The organism is Butyricicoccus intestinisimiae, from assembly GCF_018918345.1.
Classification (GTDB): Bacteria; Bacillota; Clostridia; order Oscillospirales; family Butyricicoccaceae; genus Butyricicoccus_A; species Butyricicoccus_A intestinisimiae.
Window position 1 is genome coordinate 1 of record NZ_JAHLQI010000006.1, and the last position, 19,891, is coordinate 19,891.

General features: G+C 50.5%; 24 protein-coding genes, 1 rRNA gene and 1 riboswitch. Of the genes, 16 read left to right on the plus strand and 9 right to left on the minus strand.

What is annotated here, in order from left to right:
• Nucleotides 1–2: 2 nt before the first annotated feature.
• Both rrf and KQI75_RS10545 read left to right on the plus strand, forming a co-directional pair.
• A 5S ribosomal RNA gene (gene rrf, locus KQI75_RS10540) occupies nt 3–119 on the plus strand.
• 62 nt (nt 120–181) lie between these two features.
• Nucleotides 182–688: a YcxB family protein gene (locus tag KQI75_RS10545; protein ID WP_216470766.1), complete on the plus strand. Its 507-nt coding sequence runs from the start codon at nt 182–184 to the stop codon at nt 686–688.
• A gap of 47 nt (nt 689–735) precedes the next feature.
• Here KQI75_RS10545 and proC read toward each other — a convergent pair whose 3' ends face one another.
• The 7 genes from proC to thiS all read right to left on the minus strand — a co-directional run bounded on the left by proC (nt 736) and on the right by thiS (nt 6,411).
• Complete coding sequence (gene proC / locus KQI75_RS10550) at nt 736–1,545, minus strand: pyrroline-5-carboxylate reductase (RefSeq protein WP_216470767.1); 810 nt, start codon at nt 1,543–1,545, stop codon at nt 736–738.
• Nucleotides 1,542–2,681, minus strand: coding sequence for an MGDG synthase family glycosyltransferase (locus KQI75_RS10555; protein WP_216470768.1), 1,140 nt, complete (start codon nt 2,679–2,681; stop codon nt 1,542–1,544). Before KQI75_RS10555 ends, proC begins: the two co-directional genes overlap by 4 nt.
• A 128-nt stretch (nt 2,682–2,809) precedes the next feature.
• Nucleotides 2,810–3,379, minus strand: a complete 570-nt coding sequence (locus tag KQI75_RS10560) for a thiamine phosphate synthase (RefSeq protein WP_330655565.1) — start codon at nt 3,377–3,379, stop codon at nt 2,810–2,812.
• 11 nt (nt 3,380–3,390) lie between these two features.
• Entirely contained in the window at nt 3,391–4,578 is a 1,188-nt protein-coding gene (thiH, locus tag KQI75_RS10565; RefSeq protein WP_216470770.1) for a 2-iminoacetate synthase ThiH, read from the minus strand.
• Between the two features lie 12 nt (nt 4,579–4,590).
• On the minus strand, nt 4,591–5,355 hold the full coding sequence (locus KQI75_RS10570) for a thiazole synthase (protein ID WP_216470771.1): 765 nt from the start codon (nt 5,353–5,355) through the stop codon (nt 4,591–4,593).
• A 50-nt stretch (nt 5,356–5,405) separates the two neighbouring features.
• A complete protein-coding gene (thiF, locus tag KQI75_RS10575; protein ID WP_216470772.1) occupies nt 5,406–6,215 on the minus strand; it encodes a sulfur carrier protein ThiS adenylyltransferase ThiF in 810 nt (269 codons plus the stop codon).
• Nucleotide 6,216: 1 nt separating this feature from the next.
• Complete coding sequence (gene thiS / locus KQI75_RS10580) at nt 6,217–6,411, minus strand: sulfur carrier protein ThiS (RefSeq protein ID WP_216470773.1); 195 nt, start codon at nt 6,409–6,411, stop codon at nt 6,217–6,219.
• Nucleotides 6,412–6,505: 94 nt separating this feature from the next.
• Nucleotides 6,506–6,615: riboswitch (TPP riboswitch) on the minus strand.
• A gap of 168 nt (nt 6,616–6,783) precedes the next feature.
• Here thiS and KQI75_RS10585 point away from each other — a divergent pair.
• A complete protein-coding gene (locus KQI75_RS10585) occupies nt 6,784–7,668 on the plus strand; it encodes an aldose 1-epimerase family protein (RefSeq protein WP_216470774.1) in 885 nt (294 codons plus the stop codon).
• 47 nt (nt 7,669–7,715) lie between these two features.
• Here KQI75_RS10585 and KQI75_RS10590 read toward each other — a convergent pair whose 3' ends face one another.
• Nucleotides 7,716–8,216: a YbhB/YbcL family Raf kinase inhibitor-like protein gene (locus KQI75_RS10590; RefSeq protein ID WP_216470775.1), complete on the minus strand. Its 501-nt coding sequence runs from the start codon at nt 8,214–8,216 to the stop codon at nt 7,716–7,718.
• Nucleotides 8,217–8,373: 157 nt separating this feature from the next.
• Between KQI75_RS10590 and yajC the strand changes: the two genes are divergently transcribed.
• The 10 genes from yajC to KQI75_RS10640 all read left to right on the plus strand — a co-directional run bounded on the left by yajC (nt 8,374) and on the right by KQI75_RS10640 (nt 15,204).
• A complete protein-coding gene (gene yajC / locus KQI75_RS10595; RefSeq protein WP_246566616.1) occupies nt 8,374–8,685 on the plus strand; it encodes a preprotein translocase subunit YajC in 312 nt (103 codons plus the stop codon).
• Between the two features lie 64 nt (nt 8,686–8,749).
• Complete coding sequence (locus KQI75_RS10600; RefSeq protein WP_216470776.1) at nt 8,750–9,148, plus strand: hypothetical protein; 399 nt, start codon at nt 8,750–8,752, stop codon at nt 9,146–9,148.
• 38 nt (nt 9,149–9,186) lie between these two features.
• On the plus strand, nt 9,187–9,330 hold the full coding sequence (gene scfA / locus KQI75_RS10605; RefSeq protein WP_216470777.1) for a six-cysteine ranthipeptide SCIFF: 144 nt from the start codon (nt 9,187–9,189) through the stop codon (nt 9,328–9,330).
• Nucleotides 9,331–9,407: 77 nt separating this feature from the next.
• The gene (gene scfB / locus KQI75_RS10610; RefSeq protein ID WP_216470778.1) at nt 9,408–10,781 is read left to right on the plus strand and encodes a thioether cross-link-forming SCIFF peptide maturase; all 1,374 of its coding nucleotides are present in this window, start codon (nt 9,408–9,410) and stop codon (nt 10,779–10,781) included.
• Between the two features lie 171 nt (nt 10,782–10,952).
• A complete protein-coding gene (locus tag KQI75_RS10615; protein ID WP_216470779.1) occupies nt 10,953–11,441 on the plus strand; it encodes a hypothetical protein in 489 nt (162 codons plus the stop codon).
• A 63-nt stretch (nt 11,442–11,504) separates the two neighbouring features.
• Entirely contained in the window at nt 11,505–12,092 is a 588-nt protein-coding gene (locus KQI75_RS10620; protein ID WP_216470780.1) for a hypothetical protein, read from the plus strand.
• Between the two features lie 164 nt (nt 12,093–12,256).
• On the plus strand, nt 12,257–13,084 hold the full coding sequence (locus KQI75_RS10625; RefSeq protein ID WP_216470781.1) for a putative RNA methyltransferase: 828 nt from the start codon (nt 12,257–12,259) through the stop codon (nt 13,082–13,084).
• A 115-nt stretch (nt 13,085–13,199) separates the two neighbouring features.
• Nucleotides 13,200–14,141: a YihY/virulence factor BrkB family protein gene (locus KQI75_RS10630; protein ID WP_216470782.1), complete on the plus strand. Its 942-nt coding sequence runs from the start codon at nt 13,200–13,202 to the stop codon at nt 14,139–14,141.
• Nucleotides 14,138–14,758, plus strand: a complete 621-nt coding sequence (locus KQI75_RS10635; protein ID WP_216470783.1) for a flavodoxin family protein — start codon at nt 14,138–14,140, stop codon at nt 14,756–14,758. The genes KQI75_RS10630 and KQI75_RS10635 overlap by 4 nt, the downstream gene beginning before the upstream one ends.
• Before the next feature lie 194 nt (nt 14,759–14,952).
• Nucleotides 14,953–15,204 (plus strand): HPr family phosphocarrier protein, encoded by a 252-nt coding sequence (locus KQI75_RS10640; protein WP_216470784.1) that lies wholly within the window; start codon nt 14,953–14,955, stop codon nt 15,202–15,204.
• A gap of 48 nt (nt 15,205–15,252) precedes the next feature.
• Here KQI75_RS10640 and KQI75_RS10645 read toward each other — a convergent pair whose 3' ends face one another.
• The gene (locus KQI75_RS10645; RefSeq protein ID WP_216470785.1) at nt 15,253–15,849 is read right to left on the minus strand and encodes a hypothetical protein; all 597 of its coding nucleotides are present in this window, start codon (nt 15,847–15,849) and stop codon (nt 15,253–15,255) included.
• A gap of 175 nt (nt 15,850–16,024) precedes the next feature.
• On the opposite strand from KQI75_RS10645, the gene csaB reads away from it, so the two are divergent.
• From csaB to KQI75_RS10660, 3 genes are all read left to right on the plus strand, one after another.
• The gene (csaB, locus tag KQI75_RS10650; RefSeq protein WP_216470786.1) at nt 16,025–18,262 is read left to right on the plus strand and encodes a polysaccharide pyruvyl transferase CsaB; all 2,238 of its coding nucleotides are present in this window, start codon (nt 16,025–16,027) and stop codon (nt 18,260–18,262) included.
• A 394-nt stretch (nt 18,263–18,656) separates the two neighbouring features.
• Nucleotides 18,657–19,151 (plus strand): 5-(carboxyamino)imidazole ribonucleotide mutase, encoded by a 495-nt coding sequence (gene purE, locus KQI75_RS10655; protein ID WP_216470787.1) that lies wholly within the window; start codon nt 18,657–18,659, stop codon nt 19,149–19,151.
• Nucleotides 19,152–19,188: 37 nt separating this feature from the next.
• Entirely contained in the window at nt 19,189–19,866 is a 678-nt protein-coding gene (locus tag KQI75_RS10660) for a phosphoribosylaminoimidazolesuccinocarboxamide synthase (protein ID WP_216470788.1), read from the plus strand.
• The last annotated feature ends 25 nt before the right edge of the window (nt 19,867–19,891 follow it).

The following is a 19,891-nucleotide window of genomic DNA, read 5'->3' on the forward strand; positions in this document are numbered from 1 at the left end:
TAGTAGGTGTTGATTGTGATGAGGGTACACCCGTTCCCATTCCGAACACGGTAGTTAAGCTCATTTACGCTGAAAATACTTGGCTGGTGACGGCCCGGGAAGATAGGTCGATGCCTACACAAATATGCCGGAATTCTTTATGAATTCCGGTTTTTTGTTTTTCATAAAGGAGTGACAAATTATGTCAGATACACAAACTTATTTTGAAACGCGGACAGAATTGACGCTGGAAGAATACAAACGTTTTGACAAATGGATGCATAAAAATTTGACCGGTATGAATCGGATTTTTACCATTGCCAAGATCATACTGATTGCGTTATGTATTGTGCTTGCCGTATTCAGTTGGAAAAACGGTGATATGATCCGCACGATTGGAGAATTGATTCTTGCAGTGCTTATCTTTCCTGTCTTTTCCTTGGTTCATACCATTTCTGCTCAGCGCACCTATCAGATGATTCACAAGCAGCAAGATGGTGCGGTGCAGATATATCGATTGTACCCAGATCATATGGAGCAGGTGCGAAAGCAGGGAAACACACAGATTGCGTATGACAAATTGTACCGAGTTGCAGAGACAGATACCAATTTTTACCTGATGCTGAGCAAAATGCAAGGCGTCATTCTGGTCAAAACCAATTGCGATGACAAGACGATCGCGTTTTTACATACATTGGTACAGAAATAAAAGAATGGCACGATGTTCTGATTTTCAGAATATCGTGCCGTTTTGCTTTATTTACTCATTTCCTGCGATTTTTTTACGCAGGTATCAATTGCATCTATAACAGCGGACCGCAAGCCGCTGGCCTCCAGAGAAGCGACTGCTTCAATGGTCGTTCCGCCGGGAGAGCAGACGTTGTCTTTGAGTTCGCCTGGGTGCATACCGGTTTCCAATACCATTTTGGCAGAACCGAGGACAGATTGAGCGGCGAACGTATAGGCTTGTTTGCGCGGCATACCGTGCAGAACAGCCGCATCAGCCATGGCTTCGATAAACATGTATACATACGCCGGAGAGGAGCCGCTGACGCCGGTTACAGCATCCATCAATTTTTCCGGAACTTCCTCTGCTTTGCCAAAACTGTTGAGCATGGCCATCACGATGGTTCGATCTTCAGGCGTGATATTGGCATTGAAACAAACGGCAGACATTGCCTCGCCGACAAGTGCTGGGGTATTGGGCATCACACGAACCAACTTTACCGGCTTGCCGAATCGCGTTTCATTGGCAGACAGCGTTTGTCCTGCCGCAATCATGACAACAATGGTTTCCGGTTTTACGACATCGCGGATTTCCGCAATCACCGTCTCATACAAATATGGCTTGACGGAGAGCACCAAAACGTCCGCTTGTGCTGCTGCTTTCGCGTTACCCTGCTGTATGGTGCGGATGCCAAATTCTTCTTTCAGTGCGTCCAGCTTGGGGGCAGAAGGATTGCTTGCGGTGACACAGTCCGGTGCAGCAAGACCAGACGAAAGAATGCCGCCGATCATGGCTTTCGCCATGTTTCCGGCACCGATAAATGCATAATTTGTACTCATATGTGTTCCTCCGTATTTGTTATTGTATGCGCGATATGCTGGCACAAATCCTGTGTTGCATGCGGCTTTGCGATGGTCTCTATGCTCGCCTTTAAGCGATCCATGCGCCCTGGGCATTGAAACAGCAAATGGATGGCGTCAGAAATCTGCCATGTTTTGGTGATGTAAATTGCTGCGCCGTTGGCTTGCAGAAATTCCACATTGCGGTCTTCAACGCCAGGAAGCGGATGAATCATTAACATCGGTAAGCCCTTTGCCAGAGATTCGCTGGTCGTGATTCCGCCCGGTTTGCTGAGCAGACAATCTGCAGCGTCCATGATTTCATCAACATTGTTGACATATTCAAACACTTTGATGGGATTGCGTGTTTGAATCGCACACACTTTTTCAAAAAGCTTTTCATTTTTGCCGCAGATGACAAGAATTTGTACAGGGAACGGCAGTTGTTCAATGGATGCAATGTATTCCGGCACATCGCCAAATCCCATGCCGCCGCTCATAATTAAAATGGTTGGCAGCGTTTCATCCAGATTAAATTTTTTGCGCATTTCTAATTTGTCATGCTTGATTTGAAATTGCTTGCGAATCGGAATGCCAAACGGCAAAACGCGAGAAAAATCTATGCCGCGCCGTGTAAACTGCGGCTGTAGATATTCGCTCGGCGCAACAATGTATTCAAAATATTCGACATCCTCCCAGTAGTTTTGTACGGTGAAATCCGTAATGATGCCGTAGCAGGGACAAGTAATCGCGCCATGTCCCTTGAGCAAATCTACAGCCTGTGCGGCATAAACCATTGTGCATACGATGCAATCCGGTGCGTACTCGTCAATGGCGCGGCGCAGACGGGAGGCAAGAAACGCATCTGCCAGCCGAGATGGCGTGTATTCGTTAAAATCCTTTTCATCCTGCCGCGTGTAGACAGTAGACGCCATGTCATGAAAATGCGACAGCGTTTTCATAGACAAAAAATATCCGCTCGCCGTTGCCTTTTTCAAATGCGGGCTGATATATTCATACATGTCCAAAATCTCACACGAAGCGTCGGGATATAATGCAGTAAAGCAATCGGAGATTGCTCCGGCAACGGCATTGTGTCCGTTGCCAAGCGGTGCTGTAATAATCAGTAATTTCATGGCAGTCTCCCTATACACAAAATCTTCTATCTATAAGTATACGGCAGAGGGAGAGAATTGCAAGCATATGAAACAAAAAAAGAGACGTATCCTACCTTGGTTTGGATACGCCTCTTTGCGCAAAACGATTATAACATAGGCTGCATAGTTTGTGCAACATCGCTGCAGGTCATAAGACCGGACATAATGCAGGCACCTGCCGCGCCTGTTTGCAGGACAGCAGGATAACGCTCGGCGTTGATGCCGCCGATACCAAATACTGGCAAATCAGTCGCCTGACAGACCGCACGCAAGAATGACAAACCGCGCGGCGGAACGCCTGCCTTGCAGTCGGTCGGAAACACGTGCCCTGCCTGCACATACGTCGCCGGAGTATCTGCGAGCTGCGCCGCTTCTTCCGGAGAATGCAGGGAGACACCTACGCGGGAAAAATCATCCAACTCGTTTTTGTGCTGCAGAAGCAGATGAAACGGCAGATGAATGCCATCACAGCCGATGCGCCGTGCCACAGCAATTTGAGAATTCAAATTGAGGGGAACAGCATGCTTTTGACAAATGCGCAGGCAATCACGTGCTAAGGCTTCGTATTCACTCTCTGATAAATCCTTTTCACGAAGCACAATGGCATAGGGATGCTGTGCGGCAATGCGATCCAATCGCTCCAAAAAATCATCCGGACACAGCAGCCGGTGCGTCACACAAATTACCATCAGCCTGCGTAAATGTAGTCAGAGAATACCGGCTGTAAGCCCTCGTCGATGATTGCCTGACGCACGGCATGGACATCTCTGTCGTCAGAGATGATGAACTGCGGATCACCCTTGGAATCCTCATCTTCGATGTGGTCGCCGATACCGGTGGAAACACCGGCGGAAATCTTGGTTGCGGCAATGTTGATGATGCCGTTTCGATAACCGGCGCGTTCACGGGTAGAAATCGTAATGCTGGCAAACGGCATAAACAGACGATATGCACAGATAATTTGCGTCAGCTGTGTCTCGTGAACATCCTTTGGATTGATTTTATCATTGTTGATAATCGGACGCAGACGCGGGCAGGAGAAGGCAATTTCTGCGTGCGGATACTTTTTCTGAATCAGGTATGCGTGCATACCGGTTGCAAATGCATCCTTGCGGAAATCGTCCAGACCGAGCAGTGCGGCAAAACCGACGCCGCGCATGCCGCCCATCAGCGCGCGTTCCTGTGCGTTGACACGATACGGGAAAATGCGCTTGTGGCCGCCCAGATGCAGCGTTTCGTACTTATCCGGATTATATGTCTCTTGGAATACCGTGACGTAATCGACGCCGCATTCGTGCAGATGGCGATACTCGTCCGAGTTGAGCGGATAAATTTCTACGCCGATGACCGTGAAATATTTGCGGGCAATCTTACATGCTTCGCCGATGTATTCAACCGGAGACATGGTGCGGCTCTCGCCGGTCAGAATCAAAATTTCTTTCAGACCGGATGCAGCGATAGCAGCCATTTCCTTGTCGACTTCTTCCATGTTCAGCTTGCCGCGGCGAATCTTGTTGTGGCAGTTAAAGCCGCAGTAAATGCAGTAGTTTTCGCAGTAATTGGCAATGTAGCACGGTGTAAACATCATGATGGAATTGCCAAAATGCTTGCGGGTCTCCTGCTGTGCACGCTTTGCCATCAGTTCGACATATGGCTGAGCTGCCGGAGAGAGCAGTGCGGCAAAATCCTCCGGTGTCAGCACGTCCTTGGACAGGGCGCGGATGACATCGGCAGCGGTATATTTGGTTTCATCATAGCCTTCGCGCGCTTCGAGCACCTGCTCCATGATGTTGCCCGGCACAATTTCCATGCCCGGCTGATATTCCATGTGATTGGTCTCACGGGTGATATATTTTGCGTTGATAACTTCGCTCATGTCTGTTCCTCCTTAGTCTGCCAGAAAACCGGTCAGCGGGGAAGAAGCAGATGCCTTTTCCAGAATGCGGCCCATGCCGGACAGATAAGCGGTGCGGCCTGCCTCAATGGCCTGCTTGAATGCGCCAGCCATTGCCGGAATATCACCTGCCGTTGCAATGGCGGTGTTGGACATGACAGCAGCGCAGCCCATTTCCATTGCCTCACATGCCTGACTCGGCTTGCCGATGCCTGCGTCTACAATAATCGGCAGATCAATCTCGTCTACGAGAATCTGAATGAATTCCTTGGTGACAAGACCCTTGTTGGTGCCAATCGGTGCGCCGAGCGGCATAACAGCAGCGGCTCCGGCATTGACGAGATCACGCGCTGCGTTGAGATCCGGATACATGTACGGCAGAACGACAAAGCCTTCCTTTGCCAAAATTTCGGTTGCCTTGATGGTCTCATAGTTGTCCGGCAGCAGATACTTGGACTCGTGAATACATTCAATTTTAATAAAATTGCCGCAGCCGACTTCGCGAGCCAGACGAGCAATGCGGACAGCTTCTTCTGCATTGCGGGCACCGGAGGTGTTCGGCAGAAGGGTGACGCCTTCCGGAATGTAATCCAGAATGTTGTCAATGCTGCCGAGCGTTGCACGGCGCAGTGCCAGCGTGACAATCTGCGCACCGGCGTATTCTACAGCTGCCTTGATGAGATCCAGAGAGTATTTGCCGGAACCGAGAATAAAGCGGGAAGTAAATTCGTGTCCGCCAAGGGTAAATGTATCAGCCATGATAAAAAGTTCTCCTTTGTTTCAATAAAAAATATAAAAAATCAATGAGCTTACGGTTCTTCGATGCCGAGCAGCAGACGAAGAACCATATTTGCCTCATGTCCGGCGCAGACGGTGACGCGCGGGGACATCAGACCGATGCCGTTTGCGGCGGCAGTTTCGCCATCGCCGCAGACATATAAGCGAGACATGCGCTTGCGGGTGACGATGGTGTTGGACGAGCCGTAGCCCGCCATGCCGGAGCCGGATACAATGCGAATGGTTTCAGACTCGCTGAGCAAGGTGGAAACCAGTTCCGCCTTGCAAACCGGATTGTCAAACGCTTCGCATACCACATCACAGTCTGCAAACAGATCCATCGCGTTTTCCGCAGTGATGCGGACAGTATGTGTTTCTACCGAGATGAACGGATTGATCTGATGAATCAGAGAGGCGGTCGCCTCGGTTTTGTACTGACCAAGATGGGAGACAAAATAATTTTGCCGGTTGAGATTGCTCGGCTCGACAATGTCGAAATCTGCGAGCACGAGCTGACCGACACCGGTACGCGCGAGCATAGCGGCGATATTGGAGCCAAGTCCGCCGAGACCGGCGATGCCGACGCGGGCGCGGCGCACGGTTTCGTGCACTTTTGGCGAATGCCGCGCCGCCATCATGTGTTCCAGTACATCGCGCGGCGGCAGCACGCCTTTTTCAATCAGGGTGATGCTGTCGCCGTCCGCTAAGATACAGTTTTCACTGGTCTGAAATCCATTGCGAATGGTGACGGAGGCGGTCGGCTGCAGCTGGTTTGCTGCGTCCTGCAGACCGATGCCGTCGGGCAATTGTACCGGCTTTCCGTTGCAAATGATGTGAAGCATATCAGCCGCCTCCTACAAAGCATACGATTTCCACTGCGTCTGCGTCGTGCAGTGCAAAGGTGTCGTACTGTGCTTTCGGGACAATGGCGCCGTTTACTTCAACCGCAATACGGGTGAGCGGGTAGCCCTCTTGTTCCAGAAGGGTGCGAACTGTCATACCCTCGGTCGCAGAAACCGTGTTGCCGTTTACTTTCATGGGGTTATTCCTCCTTTTGCTGCAAGATAGACATGAAAAAAGACCATCGACTTTGGAAGTCGTGGTCTTACAGGTGCTGATCTTGTTCAAAACTAGTAAATAACCTCGAAACTCCCTACGTCGGTACTAACCGGACAGGTTCAATGAGTAAGGAGGCAATATCTCCACTCTCAACCGCTTCGCGCGGGTCCCCAGTTCGAACAAAGTCTTCAATTGTCTTTTCGTGAGCATTATACGACAGAGAAACCAACTTGTCAATCATTTTTTTTCACAGCGGTTCACAAAGACATCTGGGCATCGGTTGACGAATATGCGCAAAAATGTTAAACTGAACCTAGGAAAATGGGTATTTTTTGTGGAAAAGGAGAAACTATGACGTACACGATTGAAAATGAAAAATTTTCCGTCAGCATCGACAGCAAGGGCGCCGAGCTGTGCTCGATGCGTTCGAAAAAGACCGGCATAGAATATGTCTGGCAGGCAGACCCGCATGTTTGGGCGCGGCACGCGCCGGTGCTGTTTCCGATTGTCGGCCGTCTCAAAGACAAAACGTATACAGTCGGCGGAAAAGAATATCACATCACCCAGCACGGCTTTGGCAGAGATTTGGAATTTGCCTGCACCGAGCAGACAGATACCACGCTGGCATTTACGCTGATGCCAAATGAATATACCAAACCGATGTATCCATTTGATTTTGCGTTTACCGTTCGGTATGTGCTGGAGGGAAATACGCTGCAAAAACAGCACATCACGGCCAATCATGGCGATACCGAGATGTACTATGAAGTCGGCGGGCACGATGCGTATAACGTTGCGTTGGAACCTGACGAAATCATGGAAGATTATTACCTGGATTTTGGCTCCGGTGATGCGATTTATCCGCTCATCAATGATGAGAGCCTTATGATTACCAAGAACAAGCGCACGGTACCGCTGCAGGACGGCAAGCTGTTTTTGTCCGGCGGGCTGTTTGAGCTGGATGCGCTGATTTTGGATGACTGCGTTCGGCGCGAGGTCAGCATCCGCAGCAAAAAATCAAACCATGTCATTTCTATGAAATTTGATGATTTCCCATATTTGGGCATTTGGAGCAAATATACCGGCTCTGACACAAACTACGTCTGCATCGAGCCGTGGAGCACGCTGCCGGATGCAAATTATCTGGATCATGCGTTGGAAAATAAGGTCGGCGTGCGCAAGCTCGCACCAAAGAGCAGCGAAACGCTGACGTTTGAAACCACGATTGAGGAATAAAAAAGCAGGAACTGCACGGGCAGTTCCTGCTGAACAATCAAAACGGTTTACTTGGCGCGATACATGGCGGACAGGCGGGTGTGCGACAGCACATGGCCGCGCAGACCGTGGATCAGTTCGTTGAGATAGAAGCCTGGCTTCAGATTCAACTTGCAGTCCAGCGCGTAGACGGACAGATCGTACTGATGCTCCTTGTCCGGAGGCGCCATGCCGCCGTAGCGCGACGCTTCTTCGATGGACTCGTCGGATGCCACGCTGTGGAAGCTGGTGCAGCCCTGAATCAAAGAAGGATCGTGCCGGCTGGCGTCTTCCGGCAGCTCGGTGACGGTCAGATCGCACAGTGCCCAGTGAATCCATGTAAAGCCGCATACCGGAATGGCATCCACATCGTCCAGAACGACAGCAAAGCTGACCGTGCCTTCTGGCGCGTCCTCGATTTTGAATGGAATCGAACGCAGCGGCGTGCCCTCTGCGGAAAGCTCCGTGCCGAACTTGCCGAAGCGATCCTCCCAGTAGCCGTTTGCGATACCCGTACTTGTTACTTTCATAGGAAAAGACCTCCTGTTCCTTAGGTTTCACTTTTATTATACCAGCATTCCAGGCTGGCTGTAAACAAATCTTATGGGAATAAGGGAAAAATGCTTGTATTTTCTCTTTCGATTGGGTATAATTGTAGTATTGTATTTCGATGGGAGGTGTAATCCTATGAACTTTTTACTGGATACAGCAATGCCGAGTGCAGGTGCGTATGCATCTGTGCTTCCGATTGTCCTGCTGATTGTCCTGTTCTATTTCCTGCTGATTCGTCCGCAGAAGAAACAGGAGAAGAAGGATAAGGCCATGCGTGACAGCCTGGTAGTCGGCGATCATATCTGCACCATTGGCGGTATCGTCGGTAAGGTCGTAAAGATCGATGAAGATGAGCTGGTACTGGAAACCAGCGGTGGCACTCGTATGCGCTTCAAGAAGTGGGCGATTCGTGCCGTTACCACCGAACAGGAGGAGCAGAAGGCGTAAGTATGCATGATGGATGCTCTCTCCGCGTAGCATAGTGCAAACAGCTGCGCGAGGAGGAACATACATGAAACATACAGAATCGACAGACAACGCGGTTTTCTGGGCGGCACCTGTGCTGCTTGGATTGCTGATGACCTTTGGCGGACTGCTGGCGGGCGCGTGCCTGCTGTCGGCCGGAACCATAGGGCTGCAGATGAAGCCGCTGGCGGTTTGTCTCCCGTTTGCCGCGGGGACGATGCTCACCGCAGGCTGGAGCGCGCGGCGTGCGCCCGCAAACCGGTTTGTGCTGGGAATGCTGACAGGGCTTTCTCTGCTGGGCTGTCTGTTTCTTCTGAGTCTGACGCTGCGTGAGGCGGCGTTTCAGGCAGTGGCAGCCGGAATGATTTCCGGCATTGCCGTCGCAAGCTCGCTGACCGGAGCGATTCTGGGAGCGGCTGCAAAAACGAAAAAACGGCGCAGATAACTGCGCCTAATATTTTAACATGAAAGGAGCAATTGATTATGTCTCACATTAAGACTCTGAACACCTGCACATTTAAGGAGACTGCTGCAAAGGGCGGCTGTGGCGAATGCCAGACCTCCTGCCAGTCTGCATGCAAGACTTCCTGCACCGTTGCAAACCAGAAGTGCGAGCACGAGAAGTAAGTCGGATTTGACAGAATACACAGGCTCGGGACTGACACGCGTCAGTCCCGAAATTTTTTCATAGGAGTTATTTGATTATGATACATCGTTTTTCCATGAAGGGTGTCAATATCCTGATGGATATTAACAGTGGATCGGTTCACGTGGTGGATGATGCGGCATATGCGCTGTCTGCTGTTGTTGCGCCGGGCATGACGGAAACATGTCCGGAGGATATTTTGCGCAGTCTGTCCGACCGATTTACCGAGGAGCAGCTGCAGGAAGCGTATCACGAGCTGTATGAGCTGGAGCAGAGCGGTTATCTGTTTGCGGATGATGATTATATCAACATTGCGGCAGCGATTCCGACCGGTGCACCGATCAAGGCACTGTGTCTGCATGTGTCGCATGACTGCAATCTGCGCTGTAAGTACTGCTTTGCAGAGACCGGCGATTTTGGCATGGGCAAGCGCATGACCATGGATTTTGATGTGGCAAAGAAGGCGATTGACTTTGTCATTGAGAAGTCCCGCGGACGCCGAAATATCGAGGTGGATTTCTTCGGCGGCGAGCCGCTCATGGCTTGGGATACCGTGAAAAAGACGGTGGCATATGCGCGTTCTCTGGAAGAAGAAAAGAACAAGAAATTCCGCTTCACCATCACGACCAACGGCCTGATGCTGGATGACGAAAAGATTGATTATATCAACGAGAACATGGACAACTGCGTGCTGTCTTTGGACGGCAGAAAGTGCATCAACGATGAGATGCGCCCGACCGCAGGCGGCTGCGGCAGCTATGATGTCATTGTTCCAAAGTTCAAGAAGCTGGTTTCTCAGCGCAGCAAGGACAAGGATTATTATGTCCGCGGCACATTTACCAGCAAAAATCTGGACTTTACCAATGACGTGTTGGCCATCGCGGACGAAGGCTTTGACCAGCTGTCGGTTGAGCCGGTAACCAGTGAGCCGGGAACCGGATACGACATCAGCGAGAAGGATCTGCCGCGCATCGGCGAGGAGTACGAAAAGCTGGTTGACATCATGCAGCAGCGCCGCAAGGAAGGCAAAAGCTTCAATTTCTTCCACTTCATGGTAGATCTGCAGCAGGGCCCGTGTGTCATCAAGCGCCTGCGCGGCTGCGGTGCCGGTTATGAGTACGTTGCCGTGACACCGGACGGAGAGATTTATCCGTGCCATCAGTTTGTCGGTCATCCGGAATTCCTGCTCGGCACACTGGACAACGGCAAGTTTGATATGGATATCTCCAATCACTTCTCCGGTCTGAATGTATGTACCAGACCGAAGTGCAAGGACTGCTGGGCAAAGTTCTATTGTTCCGGCGGCTGTGCAGCAGCGAACTTCAACATGAACGGTGACATTGAAACGCCGTATGAAATGGGTTGTGAGTTGCAGAAAAAGCGTTTGGAGTGTGCAATCTACCTCAAAGCCGCACAGATGATGGAAGAATAATCCGTCAACACGACAAAAAAATGAAGGCTTTACAAAAATGCTGTTGAAATTTAACGGAATCGCTTTATAATGATGTTATAAATAATAGATTCTGCTCACAGGGATCTATCTCCAGTTCGCTGTTTTCCCCTTATCTTGCGAATGGAAGAATGAAAAAATGAGGTGATTTTTATGCCGCATAGTATTGGACTTGGTATGATCGGCAGCAGCGAGCTCTCCGATCGCCTTCTGAAAGGAATTTTACGGGATCATGTCGTAGACGGCAGCCGTATTTATATTGCAGAACAGGATGAGCGCCGCCGCAATTATTTCGTCGGCTTGGGCGTAAACTGCATGCCGGATGTCTCGGCATCCATGCTCCGCTCGGAAATTATGATCCTGTCCGGTGAAAAACGGGAGTTTTCGACATTGTTGTCCTCGGTCTGCGGAACGACCCGCGGCCGTATCTTGGTATCGACAATCCCAGGGCGGGACTGTGCCTATATTCAGGACCGCGTGGCAAAGGCAACCAACGTTGTCACAGTGGAGAGCGAAGATACAGAAGATGGAACGCATATCAGCCATCTGACCTATTCTCCGCGCTTTCCGAACCACATGAAGTCTGCGGTAGAGGACATGTTCCGAACCATCGGTGAAGTTGAGACCGAGCAGCTTACATAATAGAAGCATAACATACATAAGCCAAGAATATCTTACTAGCAGGGAACCGGAAAGGGGACGGCTATGAAACGGGATATTCTTGGCTTTTTGCTTGTCCGGCGGCTGCGGCAGTCACCGGCATTTACATTTTTAATTGCAGCGCTGTTGTGCGGGGTGTTCGCGGGCGGGCTTACCGGTATGTATATTCCGCAGGCGAATGGAAGCTATGTGCAGGAGTTGGCAAAGCTCGTAGCAAGCAATGCTGCCGGACGCATGCCGTCTGTCCGCACCGTGTGCGCGGGTGCAGCGGGAACTTTTGGCTGGATTGCAGCGGCGGGAGTTCTCGGCGCCGTTCCGGGACGGGCGCTGTGGATTGCACTGCTCACAGCTGTGCGCGGCTTTTTGCTGTCCTTTGCGGCGGCCGCGGCGCTTGCACAGTCGGGGCTGTGGGGCATATATATTGCGTTTGTTTCCATCGGCGTTTCCGCCGTGTTTTGGCTGCCCGCCATGCTGCTTGTCGGTACAGCGGCATTGGAAATCGGGGCGCAGCAGAGCAGGTATTTCCGCGCATGGAAACAATATGGCGGATTGTGCCTGCTGTGCGCGCTGCTGTTGCTGCTGTCGCTGGCATGGCGGCTTCTGGCGGTTCCGGTTCTACTGGGGCTGTTTTGAATAGAAAAGCTGTGTGTGCGCCAAAACGGTGGCATATGCAGCTTTTGTATTTGTAGCAGGTATACGGCGCAATTGAAACCATACTTTCTGTATGGTATAATAAAAACAAGATACAAGACGAAAATGAAATGCTTGGATATAGAGAAGAAAGGATGGGGAGGACTATGCTGATTTGCCCGCATTGTGGTGCACCGCTGGTGCGAAAGGACAAGACGTTTTGCTGTGAATCGGGGCACAGCTATGATATCGCAAGGGCCGGCTATTGCAATCTCCTGCAAACCAATAAGCCCGGAGATCATACCGGAGACAGCAAAGAGATGGTTGAAGCGCGCCGCCGCTTTTTGGATCAGGGATATTATGAAGGATTGGCAATGGCGATGTGCCAGCAGATGAAAAATCTGACCAAAGACAAAGCAGACATCAATTTTGTTGATGCCGGATGCGGCGAAGGCTATTACACACGGCAGATGGCTGCTGTGCTGCACGAAAACGGAAAGCTCAAGGAGAGCATCGGCGTGGATATTTCCAAATCTGCCACACAGTACGCGGCGAAGCGAGATCTGCACACCCAGTATGTTACCGGCAGTGCGTTTCACATGCCGCTGGCGGATCACTGCGCGGATATCATTTGTTCGCTGTTTGCACCGACACCAGAAGACGAATTTTTGCGCGTGCTCAAGCCGGATGGCGTAGTGGTGTGCGCCGTGCCGGGAGAGGATCATCTATGGGAGCTGAAATGTGCAGTTTATGACAAGCCGTATCAGAACCGCGAGGAAAAATATCAGCTGCGCGGATTCCGCCGCATTGGCAGACAGAAGTTTACGTATCGCGTGCATTTGGAATGTCCGGAGGATATTCAGACCTTGTTTGCGATGACACCGTATTCGCACCGCACGCCAAAAATCGGGCTGGCGCGTCTGCAGGCACTCAAAGAGCTGGATGTCACGCTGTCATTTGTTATTCTGGTGTTCTCCGCAGAAGAAACCGAGTAAATCGCTTTTTTCACAAGGGAAAGTGTGGTATACTATATCGCATGCTTTGTAACAGGGGCTTGAAAAGAGCGAGAGGGGAGGGACACTTCTGTCAACAAATAGAAAGTCTGAATCTGTGCGGAAAAAACAAATCAAGCAAATTTCCGGCGCGATGGTGCGTAGTTATTTTACGGACAGCATTCCGAAGGCGTCGGCGGAGCTGTCGTATTATCTGCTGTTTTCCATCTTTCCGCTGCTGCTGGTTATCAGCACGCTGATGTCGGCAATGAAAATTTCACAGGTGACGATATTAAATATTTTGAGTTTGCTTCCGGGTGATATTCAGCGCGTGATTTCCCCAATTATCACACGGTATATCGGTTCGATGTCGCCATTTACCTTTATCGGTCGGATTTTTGTGTTCACGATTTTAGGCATTTATTTTATGAGCCGCACGATGAGTTCGCTCATGCATACGGTGAATCGGATTTATAAGATACCGAATCGGCGCGGCGGCATCGGTCAGTTGATTTTTGAGGTTTTGACAGCGGCAGGTTTGATTTTTGCGATTGTCTTTACCTTTATTCTGTGGATTTTTGGTCGTTCGATTCGCCTGCTGGTGCTTAAATATCTCAGCATCAGCCTGCCGGAACAGCTGGCATGGCTTTGGGGATGGGGGCGATTTCTCATTGCCATCGGCCTCATGTTCCTGTTTATCTTGATTCTGTGTTATTTGTGCCCGAACTGCATCATGAAGCTCAGAGATGCGTTGCCGGGCGCGTTGTTCACGTTGGTGGCGTGGATTATCTGCACAGTCATTTTTACCTTTTATATCACGAACATCAGTCAGTACGATGCGTTGTATGGTTCGATCAGTGCCATTATGATTTTGATGCTGTGGCTGTATTTGACCGGTATCGTCTTGATTTTGGGTTTTGAACTCAATCTGATTTTGATGAAGTGCAAACACAAAGATTTTGTTTGTAAACAAAAGCCGTGGTACGTCAAAGCCATTGATGGGGAAAACACGCATACACATAAAAAAAGACGTAGAAAAATTAGGAGGAAACGAAGATGAAAGTAGTTGCATTCAACGGCAGTCCGCGCAAAGGCGGCAATACGGAGATTTGTCTGAATCTCATCGGCGAGGAGCTCAGCAAGCAGGGCATTGAGCTGGAGATCATTCAGGTAGGCACGCGTGCGAAGCCGTGTACGGCTTGCTATCAGTGCTTGGAGCGCGGTGACGGTCATTGTATTCAAAACGATGAAGTGAACGGTTGGATTGACAAGATGGTAGAGGCTGACGGTATTATTTTGGCGTCTCCGGTTTATTACGGCGGCATTGCGGGCGGCATGAAATGCTTCCTTGACCGTGCTTTTTTGGCGGCAGGTCCGAAGCTGCATCATAAGGTTGGTGCGGCAGTTGTCACGCTGCGCCGTTCCGGCGGTCTGGAGACCTATCAGCAGCTCAATGCGTATATGAATACGATGGAAATGGTTATGGCAACTTCGGATTATTGGCAGGCAGCACATGGTCTGGAAAAGGGCGAAGTCTGTCAGGACACCGAGGGCGTAGAAGTTATGCGCAAGCTGGGCAGAAATATCGCATGGCTGGTTCAGCTGATTGAGCACGGCAAGGGAACCGTAGACGCGCCGGAGACAGGTGCGCGCACCATGACCAATTTCGTTCGCTGATGCAGAATGCAACAAAAGTTGCGGTGAAAAATTGGGCAATTTGTGGAAATTCTGCCGTGGCGTGCCGGAACCGAGAAATTCATCTTTCAAAAGAACCGGCGGTATGCTATAATAAGGCTATTGGAAAATGGATTTGCGGTGCTGTCACCCGTATGGGCACGCAAAAAATGTAAGATTCTCAGGAGGTTTTCACTATGACCAAGGCAATTCGCGTAAAGAATACCGAAGATATTCAGAAGATCAACAAGATTGTTACCCAGTTCCCGTTTGACGTATGGATTCATGGCAAGTCCGGTATGGTAGACGCCAAGTCCCTGCTGGGTATGTTCCTGCTCAGCCTGAACGAGCCGCTCAAGCTGGTTATCGAGGACGACATTGAGCCGAATCAGGTAAAGAAGCTGTTCCATGAGCTGGAAGACTATCTGGACATCGACGACGACGAATAATTCGCAGCATAACACAAACAGCGGAGTGCCAAGCGCTCCGCTGTTTTTTTATCTTGCTTCCGAATTATGCCGCAGGTCGTGCCGTGCGCGAAGATATGCGATGAGCGCAGGCGTTCTGTGTGCGATGTCATCCTGAGAAACGCCGCGCATGGCAAGAATTTCATCGCGCAGCGATTCCGAACCGGTCACGAGGCAATAGCCGGAACTGGTTTCCGCGCAGATACGCACCGGCATGCGGCGCCAAACTTGTCCGGAACCGGCAGTGCGCTGTTCGTACTGGATGCGCTGCTGCTCATATAAAGTGTGACCCGCACCTTCGTCTCTGATTTCCGCACAGAATAATTGCATGTGCAGCGTGCCGGTTAAACCGAGCGCCTGTTCCAGCCGATCTTCCCAATCGTGCGGAAGATAATCCGCGTCTTCCGGAAAATCCGACTCAATGACAGCGAGCGCAGTTTGTGCATAGTGCGTGCTCTCTCGGGGGAGAACCGTGAGCGGGTATTTGTCTGCAAGCTGCCTGAGCACGGTTTCCAGCGGACAATCACAGGGCTGCAGCGACGGGAGTGCCTGTTCCAGCAGTGCATCGACCAAATCCGCAGTTTCGCTGTCAATGCGCTGTTCCGTCAGCATATCAAAATAATCCATGAAAATCCCTCCTGTTTGCTGTCTTTTAGTATAGCAGAAAAATAAGCGGAGGAAAAGCCGCGTTGACATTCTGGGAGCGGTGTGCTATGATTTTTTAGAATTATAAACAAGTCAGCTGTTTGGGTGAGAAAAACAGCTGTTTGGATACGTTTGGCATCTTGCCAAAGGAGTACGAATGAAACATACGCACAAAAAGGAAGAACGCAGAGGTGCTGTGATCTGCGGTGCATATGGTCGGGGAAATGCCGGTGATGATGCCATCTTGCGTGCCATCATGCAGGAGATGCGGCAGCTGGACGAAACCATGCCCATGCGGGTGATTTCGAGAAATCCGACCGAAACAAGCCGGCGGTTTGGCGTGTCAGCATGTCATACCTTCCATTTTAAAGAAATCTGGCAAGCCGTGGGAAAAGCCGAGCTGTTTGTCAGCGGCGGCGGCAGTCTGATTCAGAATGCGACATCCAGCCGTTCGCTGTATTATTATTTGATGACACTGCTGATGGCAAAGCTGCGCGGCTGTAAAGTTATGATGTACGGCAGCGGCATCGGACCGGTGTACGGCAAATTTCACCGCTGGGCTGCGGGTAAAATTATTGACCGCTGCGTTGATGTGGCAACGCTGCGCGACGAAGATTCACGCAGAGAATTGGGGTATATGGGTGTCAGAAAGCCCAAAATGCTGTGTACGGCAGACCCAACCATCAGCATTCACCAATTGGATCGGGAGCAGGGAAACAAGCTGCTCGAATATTTGGGCATTCCGGCGGACGGAGAATATCTCGGTCTCGGTTTGCGGCAGTGGAAGGGCTTTGATGAGGCAGTAGAAAATATCGCGGAGGCACTGGAATATGCATACAAAGCCTATGGCTTGATTCCGGTGTTCGTGCCGATTGAATATCCCAATGATTGTCAGGCGGCGAAGAAGGTCATTGATAAGCTTAACTGTCCGTATTATCTGATTTCGGAGCAGCTGGAAATCAGTGAAACCGTATCGGTGCTGGCGCACATGAAAGCAATGATCGGTATGCGGCTGCATTCGCTGATTTTTGCCGTGGAAAACGGCGTGCCGAGTGTTGGCGTCTCATATGATATGAAGGTAGATGGATTTTTGAAATCCATCGGATGCGCAGACGCGCTGCTGCACATCGAATCGGTGACGGCACGGCAGCTGCAAAAACAAATAGACCGCTGTATGCAGGCACAGGAACGCAGCAAATGGCAGCAGGCAGCGCAAGTGCTGACCAACGAAGAAAGCAAGAATCTCTATGAAGCACGCAAGCTGCTGCACGGCGCGTGTACACATCAATCCAATCAAGCAAGTGGGGGGCAGAAGACAATGAGACAGCAGAAAAAGCGAATCGCAATTTTCCAGAGCGATCTGCATGTCGGCGGCATACAGAAATCGTTGGTCAACCTGATGAGTCTGGAAGCAATGGACAAGTATGACGTGGATGTCTATCTGTTCGATCGGGATGTATTTTTTGATCTTTCGGACATTCGGCCGCATATTCAAATTCATTACCTCAAGGCGTTTCCGTATTATTTCCGTATCGTTCCGTTTGGCGCGATTATGAAGCTGATGCCGCGGTTCAAATTTGCCACAACCGAACCGTATGACGTGGCGATTGATTTCAGCAATTATCAGCAGGACTGCGCATTCGGCGCACTGACGGTTCCGGCGAAAAAGCGCGTCATGTGGATTCACAACGATATGGAAATCAAGTACCGAGAGGAAAAAAAGTACCGTATTCTGTGGACGTTTTTCCACTCCAAGTTCCATCGCTTTTCAGAATTTGTTGCGGTATCTGACGGCATCATTCAGCCGTTCAAAAACAAAACCGGATTAAAAAATGCAAAAGTGACGGCCATTCCGAATTTGATTGATACGCACGAAATTTTTGAAAAGTGCGATAAGCCGATTGATTTTGACGTTGATCCCAATAAGTTTAATATTGCATCCATGGGTCATCTGTATCATCAGAAGGGCTATGATATTATGCTGGATCAGCTCAAGGAAGTGTGTGAAAAGCGCAAGGATCTCGCCGTGTATATCTTCGGTGACGGCCCGGATCATCAGGCACTTGTCGAGCAGGCGAAGCGCAACGGACTGGAACATGTCGTGCATTTCATGGGCTATCAGTCCAATCCGTACCCGTATCTCAATAAAATGGATGCCTTTTATTTGGAGTCCCGCTATGAGGGACAGGGAATGGTTCTGTGGGAGGCGAAGGCGCTTGGCCTGCCGCTCATCTTCCCGAAGCGATTGGAAAAATACAACATTTCTCTCAAGGGAACCGAGGACATTCAGGATGCTCTGCTGCATATGCAGCGGACGCAAAAGACAAAAGACGACCTGCACGAATACAATGATGAAATCTGCAGACGGCTGATCCATCTGATTGAGTCGGATTGATCCGCACTGTCAAGTCGGTGCGGCGGGGAAAACAGTATAAAAAAATGACGAACTTCCTCGAAAAAGGTTGGTCATTCTAACAAGATTTTTACATAAATCAAACTTCCTATTGAACTTGCAGGGAGTCTGTAATACAATAAAGGTGAGATAGCGATCCCTTTTCCATAATGGGCAGAAAGGAGCCGGTGACATGTTCGCAGCAAGCCTGAACCACAGTGCAAGAGGAGCATCCTGCGCACAGCAGGGTTTTCGTCGCGGACTTTCTGCGTCTGTATGGCTGGGGATCACTGGAGAATAAAGCAATGATTAAACAGGACATCGTATACGCAAAATACGGTGTCCTGTTGTTTTTGTCGAATCTCAGTTTGGATCAGTATCATAAAGGAGCATGATTATGAAAAAAGTATGCATTGTTATGGGTTCTGACAGCGATCTGAAGGTAATGGAGGGCTGCGTCAACAAGCTGGATGCCTTCGGCGTGCCGTATGATGTTCGCATCGTATCCGCACACCGTACACCGGCAGCTGCAGAGGCTCTGTCCAAGAACGCAGCAGCAGACGGCTACGGTGTCATCATCGCGGCAGCCGGCAAGGCAGCGCATCTGGGCGGTGTGCTGGCTGCACAGACAACCCTTCCGGTTATCGGTGTTCCGATCAAGTCCTCGTTCATGGACGGTTTGGACAGCCTGCTCTCCATTGTTCAGATGCCGTCCGGTATTCCGGTTGCCACTGTTGGTGTAAATGGTGCGGAGAACGCCGCAATCCTCGCTGTTCAGATGCTGGCTCTGAGTGAGCCGGAGCTGGCTTCCAAGCTGGACGCATTCAAGGCTGAGATGGCGCAGAAGGTTGAGGCAAAGGACGCGAAGATTCGCGCGCAATTCGCGAAGTAAACAAAAAGCACCGATTGTTTGAGGCAGGAGGGACCGCATGGAAAAACAAGATTTGCTGTACGAGGGAAAATCCAAAAAAGTATATGCGACCAACGATCCGGCGCGTCTCATCGTTGCCTATAAAGATGAAAAAGGTGCGGTCAACAATCATATCTCCAATGCGGTCATGCGGATGCTCGAACGCGAAGGCGTTCCGACGCATCTGGTGCGGCAGATGTCCGAACGGGAAACTGTCGTCCGAAGGGTGCGCATGATTCCGCTGGAGATTATCGTTCGCAATGTCGTTGCCGGCAAGCTGTCTACGTTGATTGGACAGCCGGAGGGCACACGTCTCCGTTCTCCGGTGCTGGAATACCGCTATAAGGCGGCGCTGCTCGGCAATCCGATGATTAACCGATTTCATGTATTTGCGCTGGAGCTGTGCACACCGGAAATGCTGGACGAAATAGACCGGCTGGCGTTCCGCATCAACAAAATCTTAAAGCAGCAGCTGCTTCGGGCGGGAATTCGCCTGATCGACTGCAAGCTGGAATTTGGCTGTCTGCCGGACGGCTCGATTGTGCTGGCGGATGAAATCTCTCCGGATACCAGCCGCTTGTGGGATGCCGAGACTGGCAGAAAGCTGGGAAAAGACCGCTTTCGCCGCGATTTGAGCAATACCATAGATGCCTATCAGGAAATTCTGGATCGGCTGGAACGCATCCATTGCAGTTAATTTACAACAAAGTATCCATCGCTTG